The organism is Chryseobacterium sp. ON_d1 (genome assembly GCF_006829085.1).
GTDB lineage: Bacteria > Bacteroidota > Bacteroidia > Flavobacteriales > Weeksellaceae > Chryseobacterium.
In genome coordinates, this window is the sequence record NZ_BJTC01000011.1 from 199,979 (window position 1) to 225,533 (window position 25,555).

The 25,555-nt window shown below is 35.2% G+C and carries 25 protein-coding genes and 1 riboswitch; of the genes, 20 read left to right on the forward strand and 5 right to left on the reverse strand.

Annotation, left to right across the window (positions count from 1 at the left end; genetic code table 11):
- The first annotated feature begins 63 nt into the window (after window positions 1-63).
- Window positions 64-876, forward strand: coding sequence for a M48 family metallopeptidase (locus CRS_RS18055; RefSeq protein ID WP_142725367.1), 813 nt, complete (start codon window positions 64-66; stop codon window positions 874-876).
- Between the two features lie 82 nt (window positions 877-958).
- Here CRS_RS18055 and CRS_RS18060 read toward each other — a convergent pair whose 3' ends face one another.
- Window positions 959-2,581 carry an ABC-F family ATP-binding cassette domain-containing protein gene (locus CRS_RS18060; RefSeq protein WP_142725368.1) on the reverse strand — a complete coding sequence of 541 codons (1,623 nt, stop codon included), beginning with the start codon at window positions 2,579-2,581 and terminating at the stop codon, window positions 959-961.
- A gap of 121 nt (window positions 2,582-2,702) precedes the next feature.
- Between CRS_RS18060 and smpB the strand changes: the two genes are divergently transcribed.
- The 5 genes from smpB (at window position 2,703) to CRS_RS18085 (ending at window position 7,440) form a co-directional block, all read left to right on the forward strand.
- Window positions 2,703-3,161, forward strand: coding sequence for an SsrA-binding protein SmpB (smpB, locus tag CRS_RS18065; protein WP_041462062.1), 459 nt, complete (start codon window positions 2,703-2,705; stop codon window positions 3,159-3,161).
- Between the two features lie 77 nt (window positions 3,162-3,238).
- Window positions 3,239-4,750: an OmpA family protein gene (locus tag CRS_RS18070; RefSeq protein ID WP_142725369.1), complete on the forward strand. Its 1,512-nt coding sequence runs from the start codon at window positions 3,239-3,241 to the stop codon at window positions 4,748-4,750.
- A 95-nt stretch (window positions 4,751-4,845) separates the two neighbouring features.
- Entirely contained in the window at window positions 4,846-5,586 is a 741-nt protein-coding gene (locus CRS_RS18075) for a YebC/PmpR family DNA-binding transcriptional regulator (protein WP_142725370.1), read from the forward strand.
- Window positions 5,587-5,643: 57 nt separating this feature from the next.
- Window positions 5,644-6,468, forward strand: coding sequence for a UDP-2,3-diacylglucosamine diphosphatase (locus tag CRS_RS18080; protein WP_142725371.1), 825 nt, complete (start codon window positions 5,644-5,646; stop codon window positions 6,466-6,468).
- On the forward strand, window positions 6,469-7,440 hold the full coding sequence (locus CRS_RS18085; protein WP_142725372.1) for a glycosyltransferase family protein: 972 nt from the start codon (window positions 6,469-6,471) through the stop codon (window positions 7,438-7,440).
- On the opposite strand, the gene CRS_RS18090 is transcribed toward CRS_RS18085, so the two are convergent.
- On the reverse strand, window positions 7,429-7,719 hold the full coding sequence (locus CRS_RS18090; protein ID WP_142725373.1) for a GNAT family N-acetyltransferase: 291 nt from the start codon (window positions 7,717-7,719) through the stop codon (window positions 7,429-7,431). The genes CRS_RS18085 and CRS_RS18090 overlap by 12 nt on opposite strands.
- 16 nt (window positions 7,720-7,735) lie before the next feature.
- Complete coding sequence (locus tag CRS_RS18095; RefSeq protein WP_142725374.1) at window positions 7,736-8,107, reverse strand: helix-turn-helix transcriptional regulator; 372 nt, start codon at window positions 8,105-8,107, stop codon at window positions 7,736-7,738.
- A 283-nt stretch (window positions 8,108-8,390) separates the two neighbouring features.
- Between CRS_RS18095 and CRS_RS18100 the strand changes: the two genes are divergently transcribed.
- The 4 genes from CRS_RS18100 to gwsS all read left to right on the forward strand — a co-directional run bounded on the left by CRS_RS18100 (window position 8,391) and on the right by gwsS (window position 11,786).
- Complete coding sequence (locus CRS_RS18100; RefSeq protein ID WP_172617106.1) at window positions 8,391-8,606, forward strand: hypothetical protein; 216 nt, start codon at window positions 8,391-8,393, stop codon at window positions 8,604-8,606.
- A gap of 56 nt (window positions 8,607-8,662) precedes the next feature.
- Window positions 8,663-9,565 carry a hypothetical protein gene (locus tag CRS_RS18105; protein ID WP_228451290.1) on the forward strand — a complete coding sequence of 301 codons (903 nt, stop codon included), beginning with the start codon at window positions 8,663-8,665 and terminating at the stop codon, window positions 9,563-9,565.
- A 46-nt stretch (window positions 9,566-9,611) separates the two neighbouring features.
- The gene (gwsG, locus tag CRS_RS18110; protein WP_142725376.1) at window positions 9,612-10,514 is read left to right on the forward strand and encodes a grasp-with-spasm system ATP-grasp peptide maturase; all 903 of its coding nucleotides are present in this window, start codon (window positions 9,612-9,614) and stop codon (window positions 10,512-10,514) included.
- Window positions 10,515-10,715: 201 nt separating this feature from the next.
- Complete coding sequence (gene gwsS, locus CRS_RS18115; protein ID WP_142725377.1) at window positions 10,716-11,786, forward strand: grasp-with-spasm system SPASM domain peptide maturase; 1,071 nt, start codon at window positions 10,716-10,718, stop codon at window positions 11,784-11,786.
- Window positions 11,787-11,867: 81 nt separating this feature from the next.
- Here gwsS and CRS_RS18120 read toward each other — a convergent pair whose 3' ends face one another.
- Entirely contained in the window at window positions 11,868-12,617 is a 750-nt protein-coding gene (locus tag CRS_RS18120) for an RDD family protein (RefSeq protein ID WP_142725378.1), read from the reverse strand.
- 28 nt (window positions 12,618-12,645) lie between these two features.
- Here CRS_RS18120 and CRS_RS18125 point away from each other — a divergent pair, with 28 nt between their 5' ends.
- The 8 genes from CRS_RS18125 (at window position 12,646) to CRS_RS18160 (ending at window position 19,919) form a co-directional block, all read left to right on the forward strand.
- Window positions 12,646-13,629 carry a stage II sporulation protein M gene (locus CRS_RS18125; RefSeq protein ID WP_142725379.1) on the forward strand — a complete coding sequence of 328 codons (984 nt, stop codon included), beginning with the start codon at window positions 12,646-12,648 and terminating at the stop codon, window positions 13,627-13,629.
- Entirely contained in the window at window positions 13,613-14,575 is a 963-nt protein-coding gene (locus tag CRS_RS18130) for a DUF4013 domain-containing protein (protein ID WP_142725380.1), read from the forward strand. The genes CRS_RS18125 and CRS_RS18130 overlap by 17 nt, the downstream gene beginning before the upstream one ends.
- On the forward strand, window positions 14,568-15,359 hold the full coding sequence (locus CRS_RS18135; protein WP_142725381.1) for a DUF4129 domain-containing protein: 792 nt from the start codon (window positions 14,568-14,570) through the stop codon (window positions 15,357-15,359). Before CRS_RS18130 ends, CRS_RS18135 begins: the two co-directional genes overlap by 8 nt.
- Before the next feature lie 11 nt (window positions 15,360-15,370).
- Window positions 15,371-16,528, forward strand: coding sequence for a hypothetical protein (locus CRS_RS18140; protein WP_142725382.1), 1,158 nt, complete (start codon window positions 15,371-15,373; stop codon window positions 16,526-16,528).
- Between the two features lie 109 nt (window positions 16,529-16,637).
- On the forward strand, window positions 16,638-17,669 hold the full coding sequence (locus tag CRS_RS18145; RefSeq protein ID WP_172617107.1) for a MoxR family ATPase: 1,032 nt from the start codon (window positions 16,638-16,640) through the stop codon (window positions 17,667-17,669).
- Between the two features lie 62 nt (window positions 17,670-17,731).
- A complete protein-coding gene (locus CRS_RS18150; protein WP_142725383.1) occupies window positions 17,732-18,082 on the forward strand; it encodes a four helix bundle protein in 351 nt (116 codons plus the stop codon).
- Window positions 18,083-18,149: 67 nt separating this feature from the next.
- On the forward strand, window positions 18,150-19,472 hold the full coding sequence (locus tag CRS_RS18155) for a DUF58 domain-containing protein (protein WP_142725384.1): 1,323 nt from the start codon (window positions 18,150-18,152) through the stop codon (window positions 19,470-19,472).
- A gap of 27 nt (window positions 19,473-19,499) precedes the next feature.
- Complete coding sequence (locus CRS_RS18160) at window positions 19,500-19,919, forward strand: OsmC family protein (RefSeq protein WP_002983375.1); 420 nt, start codon at window positions 19,500-19,502, stop codon at window positions 19,917-19,919.
- A gap of 78 nt (window positions 19,920-19,997) precedes the next feature.
- Here the strand turns inward: CRS_RS18160 and CRS_RS18165 are convergent, their stop codons facing one another.
- Window positions 19,998-22,613, reverse strand: a complete 2,616-nt coding sequence (locus CRS_RS18165; RefSeq protein WP_142725385.1) for a glucosidase — start codon at window positions 22,611-22,613, stop codon at window positions 19,998-20,000.
- Between the two features lie 188 nt (window positions 22,614-22,801).
- Window positions 22,802-22,910, forward strand: a riboswitch (SAM riboswitch).
- 59 nt (window positions 22,911-22,969) lie between these two features.
- Here CRS_RS18165 and CRS_RS18170 point away from each other — a divergent pair.
- Both CRS_RS18170 and CRS_RS18175 read left to right on the forward strand, forming a co-directional pair.
- Window positions 22,970-23,917, forward strand: a complete 948-nt coding sequence (locus tag CRS_RS18170; protein ID WP_142725386.1) for an alpha/beta fold hydrolase — start codon at window positions 22,970-22,972, stop codon at window positions 23,915-23,917.
- The gene (locus CRS_RS18175) at window positions 23,914-25,452 is read left to right on the forward strand and encodes an NAD(P)-binding domain-containing protein (RefSeq protein WP_142725387.1); all 1,539 of its coding nucleotides are present in this window, start codon (window positions 23,914-23,916) and stop codon (window positions 25,450-25,452) included. The genes CRS_RS18170 and CRS_RS18175 overlap by 4 nt, the downstream gene beginning before the upstream one ends.
- Window positions 25,453-25,555 lie beyond the last annotated feature (103 nt).

Sequence of the window (25,555 nt, forward strand, 5' to 3'; positions counted from 1 at the left end):
GAAGTTTCGACTTAATCATTGTTAAAAAAATGCTATCTTCGTGCTCCAAATTTTTAAATAGGTATGAAAAAAATCAGTGTATGCCTTCTTGTATTGGGGGCTGCGTATTCGATCAATGCACAGAAAATTAACCTCGGAAAAGCTGCCGGAATGGTTTCAAATGGTGCAAAAGCATTAACATTTACCAACGAAGATGCTGTCAAACTATCCAAAGAATCCGTAGAGTGGATGGATAAAAACAATCCTGTTGCAGGAGTGAAAGACCCATATACTGTGAGATTGAACAAACTGTTCGGAAAACACAAGTCTCAGGATGGTCTGAACCTGAATTATAAAGTTTATAAAGTAAAAGATATCAACGCATTTGCCTGCGCAGATGGAAGTGTTCGTGTATTTTCATCATTGATGGATATCATGACAGATAACGAATTGCTTGCTGTAATCGGGCATGAGATCGGTCACGTTAAAAATCAGGATACAAAAGACGCCATGAAGTCAGCTTATCTGAAAGCCGCAGCATTAGATGCAGCGTCCTCAGCCTCATCTGCAGTAGCTACCCTTAATGACAGCCAGGTAGGAAAGATGGCGAATGCATTTCTAGATGCTTCACACAGTAAAAAACAGGAGTCTGAAGCAGATACTTATTCTTATGACTTCATGAAAGCTAATAAATATGATGTGGTGGGTGCCTATACGGCCTTTAAAAAGCTTGCCTTGCTTTCTCAGGGAAGTACACAAACTAATTTTGAAAAAATGTTCAACTCCCATCCGGACAGTAATAAGAGGGCAGAATCTATTAAAAAGAGGGCTGAGAAAGATGGGCTGTGGAAAGATCCGGGAACCGTTTCTTTGCCGGCTGCAAAACTGACAAAATAATTATTATTTGTTTATTTAAACGAAAACACCTCAAAGCAAAGCTTTGAGGTGTTTTTTATATAGATTTTAATGTTGTTCTGATTTAGGAATACATTTTTTCTCTTAATTCTTTTACCTTTTTATCAGCTAGGTATTCATCATAATTCATTTCTCTGTCGATGATTCCTTTAGGAGTCAGTTCAATGATTCTGTTACAGACAGTTGAAAGCATTTCGTGGTCATGTGATGCCAACAGGATGTTTCCTTTGAAGTTTGATAAAGAGTTGTTCAAGGTTGTAATACTTTCAAGGTCTAAGTGGTTGGTAGGCTCATCCAGTAAAAGAACATTGGCTTTCTGAAGCATCATTCTGCTGAACATACATCTCATTTTTTCACCTCCCGAAAGTACTTTACATGATTTCAAAGCTTCATCTCCGGAGAATAACATTCTTCCCAAAAATCCTCTTACAAACTCTTCATGGCGCTCTTCATCATTCTTTGTAAATTGTCTCAGCCAATCAACCAGGCTTAAATCTTCCTGGAAAAATTTGGTATTATCCAAAGGCATGTGAGATTGAGTTGTAGTAACTCCCCATGCAACTGTTCCTTTATCAGCTTCCACATTTCCAGCAAGGATCTCGAAGAATTCTGTTATTGCCAAAGAGTTCTTAGAAAGTACCGCTACTTTATCTCCTTTTTTAAGGTTTAAATCAATATTGGAGAATAATAGTTCTCCGTCTTTGGTTTTTTCAAGACCTTTTACATCAAGAATCTGATCTCCTGCCTCTCTTTCCATTTCAAAAATGATCGCCGGATATCTTCTTGAAGTTGGCTTGATGTCATCGATGTTTAATTTATCGATCATCTTCTTTCTTGCAGTAGCCTGTTTAGCTTTTGCTACGTTAGAACTGAATCTGGCAATGAAATCCTGAAGTTCTTTTTTCTTTTCTTCAGCTTTTTTGTTTGCCTGGGCTCTTTGTTTAGTTGCCAGCTGAGAAGCCTGATACCAGAAAGAGTAGTTACCTGTGTAAAGGTTAAGTTTAGAGTAATCAAGGTCACCGATGTGTGTACAAACGGTATCCAGGAAGTGACGGTCGTGAGAAACAACGATTACTGTGTTTTCATAGTCAGCAAGGAAGTCTTCAAGCCATGAAATAGTATCAATGTCAAGGTCATTGGTAGGCTCATCCAGAATCAATACATCAGGATTACCGAAAAGTGCCTGAGCCAAAAGAACTTTTACTTTGTCTTTATTCTCAAGTTCACCCATCAGCTGCCAGTGCATATCTTCAGTGATTCCTACGTTAGACAGCATGGTCTGTGCATCAGATTCTGCAGTCCATCCGCCCATTTCATCATAAATTACGCCTAGTTCGCCGGCTTTAATTCCGTCTTCGTCAGAGAAATCTTCTTTTGCGTATAACGCATCCATTTCCTCTTTTATCTCAAATAATTTCTTGTTACCTCTTAAAACCGCTTCAAGAACAGTAAACTGGTCGTAAGCAAAGTGATCCTGTTCCAAAACTGACATTCTTTTCCCTGGTTCCAGAGATACATGTCCTTTTGTAGGATCCTGCTTTCCTGTTAATATTTTCAGGAATGTAGACTTTCCCGCACCGTTTGCTCCGATGATTCCGTAGCAGTTTCCTTTGGTAAACATAATATTTACCTCGTCAAAAAGAACTCTTTTCCCGAATTGTAAAGATAAGTTAGATACTGTTAACATATAGTTTTGTAAATTTGGCGCAAAAATACGAAAAGAATTTGGGTATTTTGTAATATTATAATAGTCAAGTTTTTAAATGTACGGTATTTTTTATATATTTCATTAACGAAATTTTAAAATGATGAAGATTGAGAAAACAGTTAATATATTAAACAGAAGAGCCCGTTTTGAATATGAAATTCTTGAAGAATATGAAGCCGGAATGGTTTTGACGGGTACCGAAATAAAATCTTTACGCTCATCCAAAGCATCCATCACAGAATCGTTCTGTCAGTTTATTGATGGGGAATTATACATCATCAACATGATGATTGATGAGTATAAATTGGGAACTTTTTACAATCATAAAACAAAAAGGGAACGGAAATTGCTCTTGCACAAAAAAGAATTGCAAAAACTTGAAAAAAAGTTAAAGGATGCAGGGAACACCATAATACCTTTAAAATTGTATATCACTGATCGGGGTAAAGCAAAGGTGCTGATAGCGCTTGGCAGAGGTAAAAAGCTTTTCGATAAAAGAGAGGCGATAAAAGATAGAGAAAATAAACGGAACCTGGACAGAATATTAAAGAAAAGTTAAAAATCATTTGAAAAACTTTGTATATAAAGAAAAATTATATTTATTTTGCATTATCAATTATTTAATCATTTAATTCTATGAAAAATCTAAAATTAGGAATTTCAGCATTGGCGCTTACTGTTGCCTCTACTGTTTTCGCGCAGACTACCAACAATCCGTGGTTGATCGGAGTTGGTGCTCATGCAGAAAACCACGTAGCAGCACGTACAAGCTTCGGTAATACGTTCTCTGCTAACAATTTGACAAAAAGTATGTTCAATGTGAACAACTTTTCTATTACACCTCCATTATCTAAGTTAACAGTTGCTAGAAACATTGGAAAAGGTTTAGTAATTGACTGGCAAACTTCTGTTGGAAATGTTGAAAACAAAAGATTCAACATGGGGAAAGAATTTTTCCTAATGACAGGTCTTGGTTTCCAGGCTCATGGGGCAGGTCTTTTATGGAACGAAGAATCTTGGTTTGATCCATATTTAAGAGTTGGTGCTAACTACTTAAGACATGACTATACAGCTCTTACTTTCCCTAGAACATCTGTTGATGCTAACGGTAACCCAATCGAAAACGTAACTAACGGTAAGGATGGTAACGAAAACGGTAAAGCTAATCACTTTACTGTAGCTACAGGTGCTGGTGCTAACTTCTGGGTAACTAAGAACTTCGGTCTTGGTGTACAGGGTGATTATGTATCAACTCCAGGTGATAAATCTACAGTGGCTAACTTCTGGCAAGCTTCTGCTTCTATCTTATTCAGATTTGGAAACAGAGATAGAGATAAGGATGGTATCCTAGATAAAGATGACCTTTGTCCAGATACACCAGGTTTACCAGAATTCCAAGGATGTCCTGATACAGACGGTGACGGAGTTCCAGATAAAGACGATCAATGTCCAGATGTAGCTGGTCCAGTTGAAAATAACGGTTGTCCTTGGCCAGATACAGACGGTGACGGTGTAATCGATAAAGATGATGCTTGTCCTACTGTAGCAGGTCCTGCTGAAAACAACGGTTGTCCTTGGCCAGATACAGACGGTGACGGTATCTTAGATAAAGATGATGCTTGTCCTACTGTTCCAGGTCTTCCTGAATACAACGGATGTCCTAAACCAAAAGATGTTATCGCTAAGGAAGCTACAGGAGCTCTTAAAGATATCTTATTTGATTTCAATAAGGCTACAATCAGACCTGAATCTAGTGGTAAATTAGATCAAGCTGCAACAATCATTAAGCAATCTAACGATGGTACCTTCTTGGTAACTGGTCATACAGATGCTAAAGGTGCTGCTGCTTACAACTTGAAACTTTCAAGAGAAAGAGCTGCTTCTGTTGTAGGTGCTCTAGAGGCTAGAGGAGTTAGTGGAAACCAATTGAAATCTGTAGGTGTTGGATCTAGAGATGCTCAAATCCCGGCTAAAGCTTCTGACGCTGAAAGAATGGCTGACAGAAAAGTAGTTGTTGAGGCTATCAACGGTGCTGCTTGGGATGCACTTAAGAAATCTGATCTAGAAGTTGTAGAGAAGAAGACTGTAGTGAAAAAAGCTAAAGCTCCGGCTAAAAAGAAAAAAGCTCCAGCTAAAAAGAAAAAATAATTAATTTTTCTAAATAATGAATACCTCCAATTTTTTTGGAGGTATTTTTTTTTTGTTGACTTTTAAGTAATTTTGTTGGAAATTTAAAAATTAAAATGGGAAGAGCATTTGAATATAGAAAAGCTTCTAAAATGGCCAGATGGGATAAGATGGCCAAAACATTCTCTAAAATAGGAAAAGACATTGCCCTTGCAGTAAAGGCAGGCGGTCCTGATCCAGAATCTAATCCTGCATTGAGAAGATGCATCCAGAATGCCAAAGGGGCAAACATGCCTAAGGATAATGTAGAAAGAGCCATTAAGAAAGCAAGTGGTGCTGATGCAGAAAACTATGAGGAAATTACTTATGAAGGATATGGGCAAGGAGGTGTTGCTTTTTTTGTAGAATGTACTACAAACAATACAACAAGAACTGTAGCCAACGTAAGAGCTGTTTTCAATAAGTTTGACGGCAACCTTGGTAAAAATGGAGAATTGGCATTTATCTTCGATAGAAAAGGAATTTTCACAATTGATTTGGCACAGGTCAAAATGGATTGGGATGACTTTGAAATGGAAATGATTGACGGAGGAGCTGAAGACGTAGAAAAAGACGAAGAAGAAGTGATGATTACAACTGCTTTTGAAGATTTCGGTTCTTTATCTCATAAATTGGATGAGCTTGGAATTGAAGCTAAAAGTGCAGAGCTGCAGAGAATTCCAAATAATACAAAAGAAGTAAACGAGGAACAGTTCAAAGCAAATATGAAAATGCTTGAGCGTTTCGAGGAGGACGATGATGTGCAAAACGTTTACCATAACATGGAAATTACAGAAGAGCTGATGAACTCTTTATAAAAAATAATATAGCATTCATATACAGTTAACTTTCAATTAGTTTCTTTGTATAAAACTATGAAAAGAAACGTTGAATTAGTTGTTATATCGGATGTTCATTTGGGAACTTATGGATGTAAGGCTAAAGAATTGTTGAGATATCTTAATTCTATCCAGCCTAAAACTTTAGTTTTAAACGGTGATATTATTGATATCTGGCAGTTTAAAAAGTCTTACTTCCCTAAACCTCATTTGAAAGTAATCAGAAAGATACTTTCATTTGCGACCAAGAATACAGATGTCTATTACATTACAGGTAATCACGACGAAATGTTTCGAAAGTTCACAGATTTTGAATTGGGAAAACTCAAGGTCTGTAATAAAATCTGTCTTAATATAGATCAGAAAAAAACATGGATTTTTCATGGGGATGTTTTCGATGCATCCGTTCAGCATTCAAAATGGATCGCCAAACTTGGTGGAAAAGGATATGATCTTCTTATTATTATCAATAATGTTGTAAATTGGTTTTTAGAAAAAATGGGTAAAGAAAAATACTCGTTTTCTAAAAAAATCAAGAACAATGTGAAAAAGGCTGTAAAATATATCGGCGATTTTGAGCTTACCGCTTCTGAGCTGGCGATCGATAATCAGTATGATTATGTGGTATGCGGGCATATCCATCAGCCGCAAATTCGTGAAGTTGTTACTAAAAAAGGCTCATGTACCTATCTGAATTCAGGTGACTGGATTGAAAACCTCTCTGCTTTGGAATATCATGATAAAGAATGGAAGATTTTTTATTATGACGAGCATAAACATCTGCTGAAAGATGATGAAGCAGAAGAAATCCCGGAAATGGATAATTCAGCCCTTTTAAAAATCGTAACCAATTTTTCCTAAATGAAGATTTTGTATGCATTCCAGGGGACAGGGAACGGACATGTTGCCAGAGCACAGGAAATTATTCCTCTTCTCAAAAAACATGCATCTGTTGATACTTTGATCAGTGGCCATCAGTCTCAATTAAAGGCTGATTTTGACATTAACTTTCAATACAGGGGGATTTCCCTTCTCTATAATAAAACAGGAGGTTTATCCTACCGAAAAACATTTAGTGAAAATAAATTTCTTGAAGCAGCCAAAGTCATCAGACAACTGGACCTTTCGAAATATGATTTAATCATCAATGATTATGAACCTTTGACGGGTTGGGCTTCCAGGCTGAAAAAATTCCCGATGATAGAATTGAGCCATCAGGCGTCAATGAGCTTTCCGGAAACCCCAAAACCAAAGAAAAAAGACTTCCTGGGGGAGATGATTCTAAAATATTATGTTCCCAGTGAAAGAAAAATCGGTTTCCACTTTGAAAATTATCATCCACAGATCAAAAAACCTGTTATCAGAAGGAAAATCAGAAATCTTAATCCTTCTAAACAGGGATATTATCTTGTATATCTACCTAGTTTTGCAGATGAAAATATTATAAAGGTTTTAAGAAAAATTCCTGTTGAATGGAAAGTGTTTTCAAAATACAGCAAAGTACAGGTTAAGGTAAAAAATGTGGAAGTATTTCCTATAGATGAAAGCCAGTATCTGAGATATTTTGAAGGTTGTGAAGGAATTTTGTGCAACGCAGGTTTTGAAACCCCTGCAGAAGCATTGTTTATGGATAAGAAATTATTCGTAATCCCTATTCACAATCAGTATGAACAGGAATGTAATGCATGTGCCCTTGATAAAATGGGAATACCCAATTCTAAAGTTTTAAACCTTCAGGAAATTATGGAGTGGGTTGCTTCAGACCACCATCTTAAAGTGGATTATCCTAATGATATTGAAGATATTCTTTTGAATGAAGTTTTAATTTTTTAAAAACAGATCATCCACGTCATTCATTCTCATCATCACGGATCTTGCATAGGAGCAATGAGGATACACTTTCCAGTCATTTTCTCTGGCAAATCTGATGGCTTCTTCCACTAAGAATTTTCCCATTCCTCTACCCTCAAATTCAGGATGTACCAATACAAAAGAAATGATCAGTTTATGGTCTTCCGGAAAAATAGTATAGGTAAGCCTCCCGACTTCTTTTATTTCATTATTTAAAGTAAGAACTCCACCGTTTCCGGATTTATTATTTTCAAATTTCATTGGATCAAACTGTTATTTATTTTTGTTCCAGTGTTTTTATACGCTCTTTAAGCTCCTGAATTTCTTTTTTCAGAAGGTTAATGTATTCCTGCTGGTTTTGAAGAAGAAATTCAGGTATATTATAAAAGTAATTATTACTCGCAGAATAGTTGCCGGAGTTATTGTCGTAATTATTCACCTGATGAATATTGGCTAGATCATCCTCTTTTATATCGTCTACAGAAGTATCCAATGCTTTTGCCATACGTTCCCACTCTTCGTCTGAAATCTTAATTTCCCCTTTTTCTCTTCTTTGGTATTGTGACTGTGTCATATGCAGTATTTTGGCCATGCTTTCCTGGGTTTGCTCTTTCGCCTTTCGGGCTTTTATCAATTTGTTTTTGATCATTATGGTGTTTTTTATGTCTATACAAATATAGGATTTTATGGGTTAGATAGATATAAAAAACGATTAAACCTCACCTATTTTTAAAACCTGTGAGGTTTTAATTCTTTGGAAACCATTATAAATAAAGAATACTTATTTGATAATATAAATGCTGGTTATGGGTTGAAAATCACATAAAATTCACATAAAAATCATGGGTGTATTTCAATGTAGTTTGATATATTTGAAATGTTAACGTTGACACAAACAATAAAAAAGAATTATTATGAAAAAATTAAAAGGAATGAAGGGAGACTTCTCTTCTTTAGAAAACAAAAGACTTAGAAATTTACAAGCTATTTCTGGAGGTGCTGGAAGTAGTAGAAGTGCATCATCGGGGTATAATGGCCCTGACGGTCCTGTATATGATGTGGATTATTATACTGATGCAGTAGAAGGAACTTGGAAGTACTCACACCGGCTTTCAGTAGGAAGTGCTGTATCTACAGACCCTTATTAACAAAAATTAAAGGAGGATTTGATCCTCCTTATTTTGTATGATAATAATTACTAGATATGATGAATAAATATATCTCCATCTGTAGACTATTCTTAGTTATAATTACTATTTCTATTTTTTTTACGGCTTGTAAAAAAAAGAATTATATTGTATATTATCAAAAGGTTAATGAAATTGATAGCATATATAGAATAGCACATAACCCAAAGCTGGCAGTAGAAAAATATAAAAAGCTTTTTGAAGAATATAAGCCCAAAAATCAGGAAAGAATAAATGAATATGAAACGTATATTGTTTTGGCAGATCATTATAATATTGATTTTGGAGATAAGAAAAGTTTGAAGAAGCTAATCCTTTTAAAAGCAGAACAGGGTGGTAATTGCAGAGAATATTACTCCCTTTTTAAAAAATATGGAATTGATAGTGCAGATGTAAAGGAACAGATTTCTGATTGGAAAAAAAATCTAAACCAAAGACTTATCGACTCTTTTACTGTAGCAATGAAAAGAGACCAGGAAGGGAGACCAATTGACACAGCATTAGCACAGAAGAATGTAATGAAAAATGCAAGGCTTCTTCTTTGGACATTTAAGAAGTATGGTTATCCTACCCCACAAAAAATGGGTGCTATGGGGCATAAAGATACATTTTTTGCGATGACAACTTTTCTTACCCATATGAACGAGACAAAAGAATATTATCCTCAGATAAAGACAAAACTCTATGAGTATGTAAAGTCTGGAGACTGTCCTCCCCGTGATTATGTATTAATGATTGATAATCCAGCTTTTCTTGCAGATAAAGAAAGGATATATGGGTTTAATCCCGGCGTATCAACGGACTCTGCGAAAATAAACCGTAACAGGAAAAGCATAGGCTTGCCGAGTTTAAAACATACCAATCTTATTATAAAAGATTCTTCAAAACCAATATGGGAGTTGTTGAAAAATGTAAAATAAGGTCTTCATCAAATATTGCTATAAAAAAGATTTTAAAATTACTAAAATGATACTCATTATATCTAAAAATAAAGAAGCTACAACTGACGAGGTCATTAAATGGCTCTTCATCTTAGGTAAGAAATTTATAAGGGTAAATGAAGATGAAGTTTTTGAGATCAAAATAAAAGAAAAAAGAGTCTATATTGAAAGCACAAAGAATAGTTTTTTTGTTGATGATATCAGCAGTGTTTGGTATAGGAGAGGTGGGCTAAAGTTCAAAAGAAATCATTATGAAAATCTCTCAGTAGATATTCATATGAGTGAGTATCAGCATTGGTTGGAAGATTACGTTATTAAAATGTTAGAATCGAAAAGACATATTAATAAACAGAGTAATTGCTATGTCAATAAATTGCTTGTTCTTAAAAAGGCTGAAATTATCGGATTAGATGTTCCTACCTATTATCTTGCTGAGAATACAGATGATATACAACTTGGAAAAACTATTGTAAAGCCTATTACAGGTAATCCTACACTAGAAAGCATTCGGGAAAATTCCTACGGGGTAATGTATACTACGGTGATAGACAAATACACAAAAGATAATTTTTTCATTTCCTTTTTTCAGGAAAAAATAGAGAAAAATTTCGAAATCCGAACTTTTTATCTAAATGGAAAGTGTTGGTCAATGGCTGTTTTTTCACAAAATGATGGGCAGACAGAAATAGATTATAGAAAATATAATGACGAAAATCCTAACAGAAATGTGCCCTATGATCTTCCTAGTACTGTTGAAGAAAAAATACATCAATTGATGCTCTCTTTAGATCTGAATTGTGGATCTATTGATTTCATAAAAAGTAAAAATCAATTTTATTTTCTTGAAGTAAATCCGGTAGGACAATTCTTAAATGTATCTAAAACATGCAACTATTTTTTAGATAAAGAAATAGCCGAATATTTATAATATATAATAATTTATTTTGTACTTAATGAAGAATATTATTAATGAAAAAAATAAACTTCCCCTTACATTCCAATATATAGAAATAGTTAAAAAGAGAAGATTGCTTATAAAATCCAATATTTCTTATTATGTTGAATGTGAAAAATATGGAACAGGTTTTTATATGAAAGAAAAGCCTGTAAAATCTTTAGTTCGTATGTTATGAAATATTTCAATTTATTTTCCAATATATTAATAACAAAAGGTGTGAGTAGGATATTAATTTCAGATTTGCAAAAAAATATTTCCGAATTGTTTTCTCTGGAATTATATGAACTGATAGAGGAGTTGAAAATAGGTTCTATTGAAAATACTCTTCAAAATTATGATAATCAATCTCAGAAAATTTTGTCTGAATATATAGAGATTCTTTTGGAAAATGAATATGGTTTTGTTTCAGAAAATGACTGGGATTATGAATTTCCCCAACTATCCTTAAAATACCAAGATTATAATGTGATTTCAGACTTATTTGTGGAGTTTGAAAATATAGATGTTCTATATAAAATCAAATGTTCTGTTGAAAATTTACATATAAGGCATTTAGTGCTTTATTCCCAAAGAAATATTTCTCTTTGTGAGTTTTTGGAAATAGATGGGCTATTCAACAATACTCCATTAGAAAATATTGAAATATATTCTCCGTATCATATTAATATTCAAATGGATCATTTAGAGGAGCTGAGCGCAAAAGCTTGTAGAATAAGTAATTTGTTTTTTTATAACTGTAAAATTAATCCTTATAATAGAGAAATTAATAAACTATGTTTTGTCGTAAATTTTGTTGAAGAGGATTTGAAAATTTCTTCTTGTGGGAAAGTAGATATAAAATATTTCAATACTAACCTTCCTAAAGTTTTGGAGGCCATCAATCATAATTCTTGCCTGTTCAAAAAAATTGGAATAGATAAAGAAGGTAATATTAAAAATTGTCCTTTAATGGAAAATATTTTTGGAAATATTAATACCTCTACTCTTGAAGAAGCTTTAAAACAAACTGAATTTAGAAAATATTGGAATGTAACCAAAGATAGTGTGGATATATGCAAAGATTGTGAGTTTCGTTATGTTTGTACAGATTGTCGGGCTTTTACAGAACGGACTCATATTAATGAAGAAAATCTGGATATTTCCAAACCTTTAAAGTGTGGCTATGATCCTTATAAAGGAACATGGGAAGAGTGGAGCAAAAATCCATTAAAACAAAAAGCGTTACAGTATTATAGAAACTGAATGATAGCCTTTTTAAACGTCCCACTTTCTAATTTTTCAATTGACCATTCACCAATGAAGCAAAATTGACCATTGACTCAATTAATTATCTTTCCCCGTATAATAGTTATAATCTTTAATAATTACATTGATAAACTGTCTTTCTGTCATTTTAGTGGGGTCTATTTCCAGTTTCAGAATGCTCTTGATCTTATCAGACAGCTTGCTGATGATCTGACGGTCATCTACTTTTAAAGCCTTGGTATAGTTATCTTTGATGATCCTCATATCGTTGTCACTCAGAGCAATAACCTGTGGAAAAGATGGAATGTAATCCTGATGAATATTTTCAAGGATGGTGTGTGAGATATTGATATTGTTTTTCAGAGAAATGACAGCTGTTCCGGATGCAATGTCACCCAGGCGCTGATTGTTTTTGGAAACAATCATAGAGATAAGTCCTACAACCCCGGCAAATGATATATCAACAATTCTGAAAACCCAACGGATCATGTAATCTGCAAAGCTTGCCTGGTAACCGTCAATCTTCACTACTTTGATTTTCATAAGTTTTTTACCGGGAGTCTGGCCTTCCATAAGGCTTTCCAGCACAAGTGGGTAGATGTAAGCAGGAAATGTGAGAATGAGATAAACGGCTCTTACAGACCAGCCATCGAGGCCGTCTAAAAGGTATCCCAAATCAAAAATATTGAAGAACAGATACAGGATAATCATTACATAGGTAATCCTGATCAGCAGATCAATAATGAAAGCGAGCATCCTTTCTCCTACACCTGCAATATTAAAATTAATATTTACATTTTGTGAGGTATTTATCGCAATTTGAGACATATTTTTTATTATTTTAGCCTTAACAATTATGAGAGAAGTTTATTTCATTAAACAAAATAAAGAAAAATGGTTGGGAATAGAACAGGTTATTCAAGGGAAAATTAAAAAAAATCCTGATGACCTGTCTTCGCTGTATATAAATCTGATCAATGATCTTTCTTTTGCCCAGACCTATTATCCCAAAAGTAACACGACAGTGTACCTGAATCATCTATCTGCCCAGATATTTCAGAAGATCTATAAAACAAAAAGGGTAGAGGAGAACAGACTGGTTTATTTTTTCAAAACGGAAGTCCCACTGCTGATGTATCAGTACCGGAGATATCTGATGTATGCTTTTCTCTTTTTCATTTTGTTTACCCTGATAGGAGTACTGTCTGCAATTTATGATAAAGACTTTGTCAATATTATTTTGGGTGAAGGATATGTGAATGAAACCATTGAAAATATTAAAAACAATAATGCCGTAGGAGTTTATCAGAGTGGAAGCACATGGGGAAGTACGATAGGAATTATTTTTAATAACATCCAGGTAGGGGCTAAACTTTATATTTATGGCATTGCCGGCGGAGTAGGGACATTATTTGCTCTGCTTTCCAACAGTGTTATGCTGGGTGCTTTTCAATACTTTTTTTATGATTACGGAGCCTTGAAAGACAGTGCAAGAGGAATATGGCTTCATGGAGTTTTTGAAATTTTCGCTATGGTGGTGGAAGCTATGTGTGGATTGATCCTGGGGGCTTCTATTTTGTTTCCAAGGACATTTTCAAGATTTAACTCTTTTAAAAAAGGATTTAAAGATTCCTTCAAGATATTTTTAAGTACAGTTCCTTTCACTATTTGTGCAGGGATTATAGAAGGTTATGTTACAAGACATGCATTAAAGATGCCTTTGGTACTTAACCTGATAATTATTCTGGGCTCATTGGTGATTATAGGATTTTATTATTTTGTATACCCATCTGTAGTCAACAAAAAAACTAATAAACACATCAATGATACAATTTTATAAAAAAAGAGACTTCGGGAACTTTATCAGCGACAGTTTTAATTTTTTCAAATTATACGGAAAGAATTATTTTAAAAATTATATTCTGATCAACGGTTTGCTTCTGATCTTAATGACTGCTGTTTTAATTTTCGGATATAAAGAACTTTTTTCGCAGATATTCGGTTCCAATCTGGGAGGAGAGACGTATTACTTTGAACAGTATTTTTCGGATAATGCTGGAATGCTGATTACGGTGGGATTATTGACGTTCCTTCTTTTCATGGTTTTAATGATCGTGAATTACCTCTATCCGGTTTTTTATTTAAAAAGAATAGCACAGGGAGCAGAAAAGATAAAAGCTGATGAGATCTTGAGTGATTTTAAGAGTAATGCAGGGAGAATAGCTAAGTTGTGCATTGGAATGATCTTTATCGTTACACCTATGATCCTTTTTGTGGTAGGATTTTCTTACATCCTGATCTTTATTATTATCGGGTTATTCCTTATCCTGCTGGTTTATCCAACGATATTTAATTTCACTACATTTCTGATGTATGATTATTTTAATTCAGAAAGAGGCTTTTGGGGAAGTTTAAGCTATGCTTTGAGATCACAGTTTTCTTACCCGAACGGAAGTGAAAAATCTCCGTATTGGAAGTATTGGGGAGCTGCCTTTGTGATGTTTATTATTATTTACATGGCAACATCTGTTTTCACATTTATTCCGATGATATTCTTTTACGGATCACTTCTTACCACTACACCGGATGGAAATTTTGAACAAAATCCTTTTACCGGGACTTTCGGAGTTTTGTTTTTTGTATTCTATGGAATATCCATGCTCCTTTCATTTTTTCTTTCAAATCTGATGTATGTGAACGCAGGATTAATGTATTACGACAGCCGGACAGATCTTCACCAGAAAGTAGAATTGGCAGAAATAGACACGATAGGAATCAATGAATAAAATTCTTTTTTTCATACTGCTTTTTTTCTCTCTTGGACGGATTTACGCCCAGGATGGCAATCCTGCTCCTGATGATGCAGTAGATTCATTATATACAACCGGACATTACAGGAATATGTTGCGTGCGGATTCTGTGCTGATGAAAAATCCGGTATCAGATAATGTTATCTACCCCAAAACATTCAAAGAAGATATTCCATCCAGATATAAAGGAAATGAGTTCAACTATTCTGTTTCAAAGCCAAGAGAGTCTTTCTTTCAAAAGCTGATGAGAAAGATTAATCAGATTATACAGGGAATTTTTGGAGAAACGGCACTAACGAAGTCGGCAGAACTTACCACTGTCCTTATCCGTCTTTTTGCAATTATCCTTGTAGGATTTCTGCTGTATTTCATTGTTAAGTACATTATGGGAAAAGACGGAAATTTTATTTTTGGTAAAAAGAATAAGAAACTTGACCTTAATGTTGAAGAACTGCATGAGAATATCCACGAAATTAATTTTCCTGAAAGTATATCAAAATTTGAACTGGCAGGAGATTACCGTTCTGCCATTCGTTACCAGTTCCTGTTTATTCTTAAAAAACTGAGTGATAAAAAACTGATTAACTGGAATCCTGAAAAAACAAATAAAGATTATGCCATGGAGCTGAAAGCTCCACATCTGAAAAATGAGTTCTCTAATCTGTCTTATATTTTTGATTATGTCTGGTATGGAGAATTCAGTATTGAGGAACAAAGCTACCAGAAATTTAAAAATCAGTATCAGGGATTTAAACCATAACAATATTAACCATGAATAAAACTTTCAAAACATATGCTGTAATTTTCATCATTGTGATGGTTATTCTGGCATTGCTTGAGGTTAACAAAAAAGAAACTACAGACTGGCGAAAGAACTTTGATATCAATGAAAAATCTCCGTTTGGGCTGTTTGTTTTTAATAATGAAGCGAAAGATCTTTTTAAAAATAAGCTGAAGAAGGTGGAGCAGGTTCCTTATGAATATTACAGTCAGCACAAAAAAGGAGCTCATAATATTATTGTTATTGAAAACACCCTGGACAATGAGTCCTGGAAGAAAATACTGGGCCAGGTATCTGAAGGTTCAGATGCATTTCTGATGGTGACCCGTATGCCTAAAGAAATTTCAGACAGTATCGGATATTACGATTCGGAAATATCTTTTGAAGAACAAAATGTCTTGAAACTTACCGATAAAAAATACCAGAATGATTTTATCAGATTAGATAAATTTCCATCAGGAAGAGGGTTTTCATTCATCAAACCTAAAGTTGAAGTACTTGGGAAAACGGTTGAGAAAAAGAATACAGATCAGGCCAATTTTATTAAAGTTAAATTTGGGAAAGGATATATTTATGCCCATACAGAACCTCTTTTTCTGACCAACTACTATCTTCTTAAACCAGGAAATGTAAAATATGCACAGGATGTATTTTCCTATCTTCAGGATAGGGAAACCCTTTGGTTCGTCGCCGGTAAAAGTTCAGCGTCACGTTTCTTTATGCGGTTTATATTGTCAAAACCTGCTTTGAAATATGCGTGGTGGATATTTTTAGGAGGCCTTATTCTTTTTATTTTCTTTAATGCCAAAAGAAAGCAGAGAATAGTCCCTGTAATAGAGCCATTGAGAAATACGTCCCTGGATTTTGTAAAAAGTATTGGAAATCTGTATCTTCAGGAAGGTGATTTCCATGATATGATGGCAAAGAAAGCTCAGTATTTTCTGAATAAAGTAAGAATGGATCTGTTAATAGATACTCAGAATCTGGATGAGGAATTTGCTAAAAAACTGCATCTTAAAACAGGGAAAACCATGGAGATGATCAATGAAGCGATAGGGCTTATCAAAAAAGCTCAGGACCCTTATGCCAGTGTAATGAAGGAAGACCTTACAAGGATTAATAAGCTTCTTGATGAAATAATTAAATAACAAAAATAATAATATGACGATATAGCAGTCCCTGTGATAATGATAATTATTCATGCAAAGGATAATCGTTAATTTGGTACGTCGCTAGATTGGTAAAATAAAATGTATTATGGAAAACTTTGATAACCCAAATATAGAAAACCCAAGCTCTATAAATCTGAATAAACAGGAAGAGCCGTTTCATTCGAGAATCGATATGATTGAGCTCCGTACAAGTTTGGAGAAAGTAAAATCAGAAATTGGAAAAGTGATCGTAGGACAGGAGAAAATGATAGAACATCTTTTGGCAGCATTACTTTCAAACGGACATGTTCTTATCGAGGGAGTTCCCGGTGTGGCCAAAACGATAACAGCAAAACTATTGGCTAAAACCATTGATGTTGGTTTCAGCAGAATTCAGTTTACACCGGATCTTATGCCTTCTGATATCCTTGGAACATCTGTATTTAATGTGAAAAACTCAGAATTTGAATTTAAAAAAGGACCTGTCTTCTCCAATTTCATCCTGATTGATGAGATCAACCGATCGCCTGCAAAAACGCAGTCTGCATTGTTTGAGGTGATGGAAGAAAGGCAGATCACAATGGATGGGATACGGTATACTATGGAAGAACCTTTTCTTGTTATAGCAACACAGAACCCTATAGAACATGAAGGAACGTACAGGCTTCCGGAGGCACAGCTAGACCGTTTTCTATTTAAGATCAATGTAGGATATCCTAATCTTGAACAGGAAATAGAGATTATTAAAAATCAGCATGAAAGTAAAAAAGAAGATAAAACGGAAGGGATCAGCCGAGTTATCACAGCTGAACAATTGAAAAACTATCAACATCTGGTTAAAGAGATTATAGTGGAAGCCCAGCTGATGGAATATATTGCTAAAATTATCATCAATACAAGAGAAAACCAGTTTTTATATTTGGGAGCTTCCCCGCGGGCTTCCCTGGCACTTCTTACTGCCTCAAAGGCATTTGCAGCTATCAGAGGAAGAGATTTTGTAACTCCTGAAGATATTAAAGAGGCAAGTTATGCTGTGTTGAGACACAGAGTAATTGTATCTCCTGAAAGAGAAATGGAAGGTCTTACTGCAGATGAAATTATCCGTCAGATTTTAGAAGGAATAGAGATTCCCAGGTAGATAATAGTTGGCAGGTAGCAGGTGATAGTGGTGAATGTTTAATAGTTACAAAATTATCATATATGGCAAATTTTAAAGAGCTTTTAGTTTGGCAGAAATCGATTGACTTTGTTACTGAAATCTATAGAATTACTGAAGCATTTCCCAAAACCGAAATCTATGGATTAATATCACAAATCAAACGAGCCGCCATTTCTATACCCTCCAATATTGCAGAAGAAAACTCAAGAAGAAGTAAACCTGATTATCTGCAATTTTTAAAAATATCAAGAGGTAGTTGTGCAGAAGTAAAAACACAATTAATTATTTCAAAAAATCTCGGTTTTTTAAATGAAGATGATTATTTGAAACTAAATCAGGAGATTATAGATATATCTAAAATGTTGAATGGACTCATTTATTCTCTACAATAATAATGAATATAAAAAAGCTAATAAACGACCACCTAAAACCTTTCATCTGCAACCTGCAACCTAACCAATGAAAAACTTATACATCAATACCCGTTTCTTTTTTACGCTCATCGGAGTGGGGATACTGTATGTTCTGGCATTTTTCTTTCCAGTGCTGATGTGGGTAGCCCATATTGCGCTGTTGATTTCTTTTCTGGCAGCAATGGTAGATTTTCTGTTGCTTTTTAATCAAAAGAATGCCTTACAGGTGCAAAGAATTTTGCCGGAAAAATTGTCCAATGGGGATGAAAATTTTGTGAAAATTGACATCAAAAATAATTACAGCTTTACTCTATCTACTAGGATTATTGATGAAATTCCGTTCCAGTTTCAGAAAAGAGATTTTCTGATTAAAAAACAGATTGCTTCAGGAGCAAATACATTTTTTCAGTATTCATTAGAGCCTAAAGAAAGGGGAGAATATCATTTTGGAGGTTTGAATGTTTACGCATCATCACCATTGGGATTCATCTCAAAAAGATTTATTTTCCAGAAAGATGCCATGCTGCCTTCTTATCCGTCTTTCATTCATCTCAGAAAATATGAGCTGATGGCCATTCAGAGTGAGTTTTTATTAGGTGGAATCAAGAGAGTCAGAAAACTGGGACACACCATGGAGTTTGAGCAGATCAAAGAATATGTTCCCGGAGATGATATCAGAACGATCAACTGGAAAGCAACATCAAAAACAAACCGCCTGATGGTTAATCAGTTTCAGGATGAAAAATCACAGCGCATCTTTATGCTGATAGACAAAGGAAGGACGATGAAAATGCCTTTCAATGGATTAAGCCTGCTGGATTATTCCATTAATGCAACCATGGCATTGTCTCATATCATTTTGAGAAAAGGAGACAGAGCCGGAATGATGACTTTTTCTAAAAAAGCTGAAAATAAAATTGCTGCTGATAATAAATCCGGACAATTGAAAAAAATCTCAGAAGCACTCTATAATATTAAAACTGATTTCTTTGAAAGCGACTTCAACCGCTTGTACCAGGATGTAAAATATTCTATCAATCAAAGAAGTTTAATTTTGCTTTTCACGAATTTTGAAACCCTGGACGGACTGAACCGCCAGCTGAAATATCTTCGCGGAATTGCGAAAAACCATTTGCTGGTAGTTGTATTCTTCAAAAATTCTGAACTGCAGACGCTGATCAACAAAAATCCTGAAAATATGCAGGAAATCTATGATGAGATTATTAGTGAAAAATTCGAATTTGAAAAGAAACTGATCATCCAGGAACTTCGTAAATATGGGATCTATACCGTATATACACTTCCTGAGAATTTGAATATCGATGTTATCAATAAATATCTGGAGATAAAAGCGAGAGGAATTTTATAACTTTGCAGAAGCAATAAGCAATACAAAATGAAAATTACACTTAACAGAATAAACGACGATTTTTTATTTGAATGTACCAATGCTCAAGGAAATTCAATTCTTTTGGATAATACTTCCCAGCCGGGAGCAAAAGGAGTTTCTCCAATGGAAAGTGTACTGATGGCAGTGGCTGGATGCAGCGGAATTGATGTAGTTTCTATTCTGAAAAAGCAGCGTCAGGAAATCAAAAGTTTTCAGGCAGAGGTAGAAGGAGAAAGAGTACAGGTAGAAGATGCGAAACCTTTTAAATCCATTAATGTTAAATTTCTTTTGGAAGGAGAAATTGATCCTAAAAAGGCACTAAAAGCTGCGGAGCTTTCTTTTGAAAAATACTGTTCTGTATCAAAAACTTTAGAACCGAATGTAGAAATCGGATATGAGGTATATGTGAACGGAGAAAAAATTTAATCTCTCATTAAAAAAAATAGAAAAGCCGGATGAATCATCCGGCTTTTCTATTGCCTATTACTAATTACTCATTCTCATCTAGAAGGTAAGTCTTGGTTTTATAAGTTTCGCCACAGTGGCAGTCCATCCTGTCTGGTGAGAAGCCCCTACACCCCGGCCGTTATCTCCATGAAAATATTCAAAGAATGTGATATAATCCCTGAAATGTTCATCATAATTGAACTTCGGATTACCTCCATTGAAGGCCCGCTGCCCATGCTCATCTTTTAAGAATATCGAACAGAGTCTTTTGCTGATATTCTGAGCCACTTCATCAAGATTTTTTTTATCACCGCTTCCCGTTGGAAGTTCTACTTTCAGGCTGTTTCCATAATAATAGTGGAAACGCTGCAGGCTTTCTACAATCAGAAAGTTAATAGGAAACCAGATAGGGCCTCGCCAGTTGCTGTTTCCGCCAAACATCCGGCTGTCACTTTCTGCTGGCGTATAGTACACTATATTTTCAGTTCCATGTACTGAGAATATAAAGGGATTTTCCTCATATACCTTAGACATGGCCCGGATTCCGTAAGTACTTAAAAATTCTTTTTCGTCAAGCATTCTGGTCAGAACTTTAGTAAGCCTGTTTTTGCGGAGGATACTCATCAGATGTTTTCTTCCGTGGCCTTCCTCATCCCAGTGGGAAACAAGTTTCGTGAGCTCCGGTTTATTTTTTAAGATCCATTCCATTCTGCTTCTGAAATTAGGCATCTTTTCCAATAAACGGTGGTCTACAATCTCAACGGCAAACATGGGGATCAAACCTACAATACTTCTTAATCTCAAAGAAACGCTGTCTCCGTTTCCAAGCTGAAGCACATCATAGAAAAATCCGTCCTCCTCATTCCAAAGACCCTTTGTTCCTTCACCGAGATTTTCCATAGCTTCAGCGATGTAAAGATAATGCTCAAAAAACTTGATCGCCATATCTTCATATACCTGATAATATTGAGCAAGTTCCATTGCAATGCGCATCATATTCAATGCATACATGGCCATCCAGCTTGTTCCGTCAGCCTGTTCAAGATGTTGGCCATCCTTTAATTCTATATTTCGGTCAAAAGCACCGATATTATCAAGGCCAAGGAAGCCCCCGCCAAAGATATTTTTGCCGTTTTTGTCTTTTCGGTTTACCCACCATGTGAAATTGAGAAGCAGTTTCTGGAATACTTTCTCTAAGAATAATAAATCTGGTTTTCCATTATTTTTTTCATCAATTTTAAAAACACGGAAGCATGACCAGGCATGCACAGGCGGATTTACATCACTCATATTCCACTCATAGGCAGGAAGCTGTCCGTTAGGATGCATATACCATTCTTTGGTAAGCAATAAAAGCTGTCCCTTAGCAAATTCAGCATCAATGATAGAAAAAGGAACACAGTGAAATGCCAGATCCCACGTCGCATACCATGGATATTCCCATTTGTCAGGCATGGAAATAATATCCTTGTTGTGGAGATGATTCCATTCCGTATTTCTTACATATTCGTTGAAGTTTCTTGGAGCTTCAAAGTTAGGATCTCCTTTCAGCCATTTTCCAATATTGTAATGATAGAATTGTTTATTCCAGAGAAGCCCGGCAAAAGCCTGTCTCTGAACATTTCTTTCATCTTCATTGACGGTATCATTCTGAATTTCGCTATAAAACTCTTCAGCTTCGGCTTGCCTTACACTAAAAATAGTATCAAAATTTTCAAAAGGTTCATCTTTTTCCTCAGGACATAGTCTGAATTCAAAAACTTTTGATTCCCCTGAACCCACAGTTTCATCTATAAGGAAAGATGCTTTTGTTCCTTTTTTTTCAGGATTTATGGTGTTCGCTTGATGGGTAATAAAATTATTGATCCCATCTTTGAAATAGGTGTTTTCAACGACGGGAGCTCCATAAAGCTTTGAAGTATTCGTTTCATTATCACAAAATGCAGTTTCTGCATTTGTATTTCTGGAATAAAGCTTTTTGATTGAAATACTGTCATGGACTATAGTAATGCTTCCGTCATGGGAAGCACTCAGCTCTGCCTTGTAGGTATTATATCCCCATTTCCAGTTATTTCTGAACCATACAGTAGGTGCCACCACAATAGGGGCATCATGCTGGCTTCGGTTGCAGATCGTTACTCTGGCCAGAATATCATTGTGATCGGCCTTACAGTATTCAATGAAAATATCGAAATACTCATCATTATCAAAAATACCGGTATCGAAAAGCTCATATTCAGGTTCTTTTTTGCCGCGTTTTCCATTCTCAATAAGAATATCATCATACGGAAACTCATTGATCGGATATTTGTAAACCATCTTCATATAGCTATGAGTAGGTGTATTATCCAGATAATAAAAGATTTCTTTGATGTCTTCCCCATGATTTCCCTGAGGATTGCTCAAACCAAAGAATCGTTCTTTTACCATTTTATCTTTCTTGTTCCAGAACGAAAAGGCAAAACATAAAAGCTGCTTTACATCAGAAATTCCGGCAATACCTTCTTCACCCCAGCGGTAAGCATAGCTTTCAGCATTATTATGATTGGTAAAATTCCAGGCATTCCCGTTCGGGCTATAATCTTCGCGTACATTTCCCCACTGCCGGTTGCTTACATAAGGTCCCCAGTTTTTCCATTTGGTATCTTGTAATCTTTCTTTTTCGGCGGTCATATCTCATCATTTTTCCATACGAAGTTAGTTTTTTTGACAGGTAATTCCAATTTTTTTCATCTGAATAATTATTAATATGGGCTTGAAATACTTGTATTTAAGGGCTTTTTTAAATATTAAAATAATTTTTTTTTGAAATTGAAAGAAAAGAATTACCTTTGCACCATTCGTTCATTCAAATATTGAAAATGTTATCAAGAAAGGTTGAGGGATTAGACCCTATGAAACCTTAGCAACCCTTTGCGGAAGCAAAGAAGGTGCTACGTTCTACCAAAAATAATTTTGGACAGATAACTCACTGAAGTTCTTTTCAGCCATTTCCTGTGGCATTTTCAATTGTATTAAACATAATAGAATTGAAAACAGAACTAAACTATATTAATCTTACGTATCAAACTTATTCCCAAAAGGAATACAATATCTCATTAAGCTATCAGCTTTTTGGGAAAGATCTGTTTACAGCGCCCGTCATTTTAATCAATCATGCTCTTACCGGAAACTCAAATGTGTCCGGAGAAAAAGGCTGGTGGAAGCAGCTGGTAGGAGAAAATCAGATTGTTGATACCGATCAATATACTGTTCTGTGTTTCAACATACCCGGAAACGGTTATGACAATTTTTTAATTGAAGACTATGAAGACTTTACCCCTTCAGATATCGCTGCGATATTCCTGAAAGGGCTTGAAGCTTTACAGATCAAAAAACTATATGCCATTATCGGAGGCTCTCTGGGAGGAGGAATTGCCTGGGAAATGCTTGCCCAGCAGCCGGATCTCGCAGAGATATTTATTCCCATTGCCTGCGATTACAGAACGCACGATTGGCTTCACTCACAATGTCTGGTTCAGAAATTCTTATTAAATGATAATGAAGAACCATTACAGAAAGCGAGAATTCATGCCATGTTGTGTTACAGAACACCGCAGTCACTCAATGACAGATTTCAAAACCAATATAACCAGGAAAAACAGCGCCTGGAATCAGAAGACTGGCTGATTTATCATGGTAATGCTCTAAACGAAAGGTTTAGTTTAAAAGCTTATAAACTGATGAATCATCTCCTGATGAATATAAATGCTGATGAAACAGCACTGGAGAACATACAGGCACGAATGCGCATGATCTCCGTAGATTCAGACTTATTTTTCCCGGCTTCTGAAATCCGGATGTGTTTTGAAAACTTAAAAGAGAAAAATAAGGATGTTTCTTATCACGAGATCCAATCTATACACGGGCATGATGCCTTCCTAATGGAATATCAACAATTAAATAATATCATAAAAAACATTTTACAGGAAAAATGAAAAATGCTAACGAAATAAAATTTTTGAAGAACAGATCAATCGTCAAATTTGAAGGAGAAGATTTCCTGGGAGAAATAGGGATTGACGGACGAATTTTTAAAGCGCTTACCTTAGCGCGTATCAGTGTAGGAGTAATTTCTCAACAGGCCATCGAAAACGGAATTTCTATTCTGGTTCACGAAAACGATGCCGAAAAGGCAGTGGCTTGTCTTATTGATGAATTTGAAGCAGAAAGAAAGTCAGGAAAAGTTTCCCAGATCTATAGTATCAATAATGTTTCTGTGATCGGTTTCGTAGCAGAAGATTTTAATAAAGTCTTTGCTGAACTGGCAAGAAATAATGTTTTTCCGTTGCTGTTAAACCAGATAGCAGGCGAAAACAGAGTTAATATCGTAGTGACTTCTTCGCAGGATGAGAAAACAAGAAATATTATAGAATCTGAAATTTTCAAAAAACCAAAGACGGTTCATCTGGCCATCATTGGTCACGGAAACGTAGGAAAAACCCTGATAGAGCAGGTACTTGAATCTGCTGAAGAAATTAAAAAACGTAAAAAAATAGACCTTAAAGTAGTTGCGGTAGCCAATTCAAAGAAAATTGCCTTCAACAAAAAGGGGTTTGATGCCAATTGGGGGGATAAGGTTTTGACAGCGCAACATCCGTCCAACGTTGAAGAATTAATCAATTTCTCCAACGAAAACCAACTTGAGAATCTAATCGTTGTGGATAATACGGCAAGCAAGGATTTTGTAAAAAACTATCATGCTTTAGCAGAAAACGGATTCGATCTTGTTTCTTCCAACAAGATTTTCAATACCCTTCCGATAGAGGAGTACAGAAAACTAAGATATACGTTGAACAAAAATAACAGACGTTATCTGTATGAAACTAATGTAGGTGCAGGATTACCATTAATTGACACCATCAAATTATTACATCTTTCAGGAGAAAATATAACCAGAATTAAAGGCGTATTCTCCGGAACGCTAAGTTATGTTTTCAATAATTTTTCTTTAAGGAACGATAAATTTTCAACCATCATTAATGAAGCTCTGGAAAAAGGATACACAGAACCAGATCCGAGAGAAGATTTATCAGGAAATGATGTTGCAAGAAAATTACTGATCCTGGCGAGAGAATTAGACTTGATCAACGAGTTCGGAGATATCAATATTCAGAATCTGGTTCCGGAAACCTTATTGGAGGTTTCAAAATCAGAATTCCTTTCCAGACTGGAAGAACTGGACGAAGAATACCAGAAAATAAAAGAAAATCAGGAACCTGACCATGTATTGAGATACGTGGGTGATTTACATGGTGATCTGCAGAAGGATAAAGGGGAACTGGATGTAAAATTGGTTTCTGTACCTGCAACTTCTGCATTAGGACAGCTGAAAGGTTCAGATTCAATCTTTGAAATCTATACAGAAAGCTACGGAGAAAATCCAATCGTTATTATGGGAGCCGGAGCCGGAGCAAAGGTAACGGCCAGAGGAGTATTTGGGGATATTTTAAGAGTAAGTGAAACGAAATAATATTTAATGTAACAATCTACCAATTTAGCAGTGTAGCAATTACTGTAATTGTCATTCTTGGCATGGAAAGAATATCATTGTTAAACTGTTAGATTGATACATT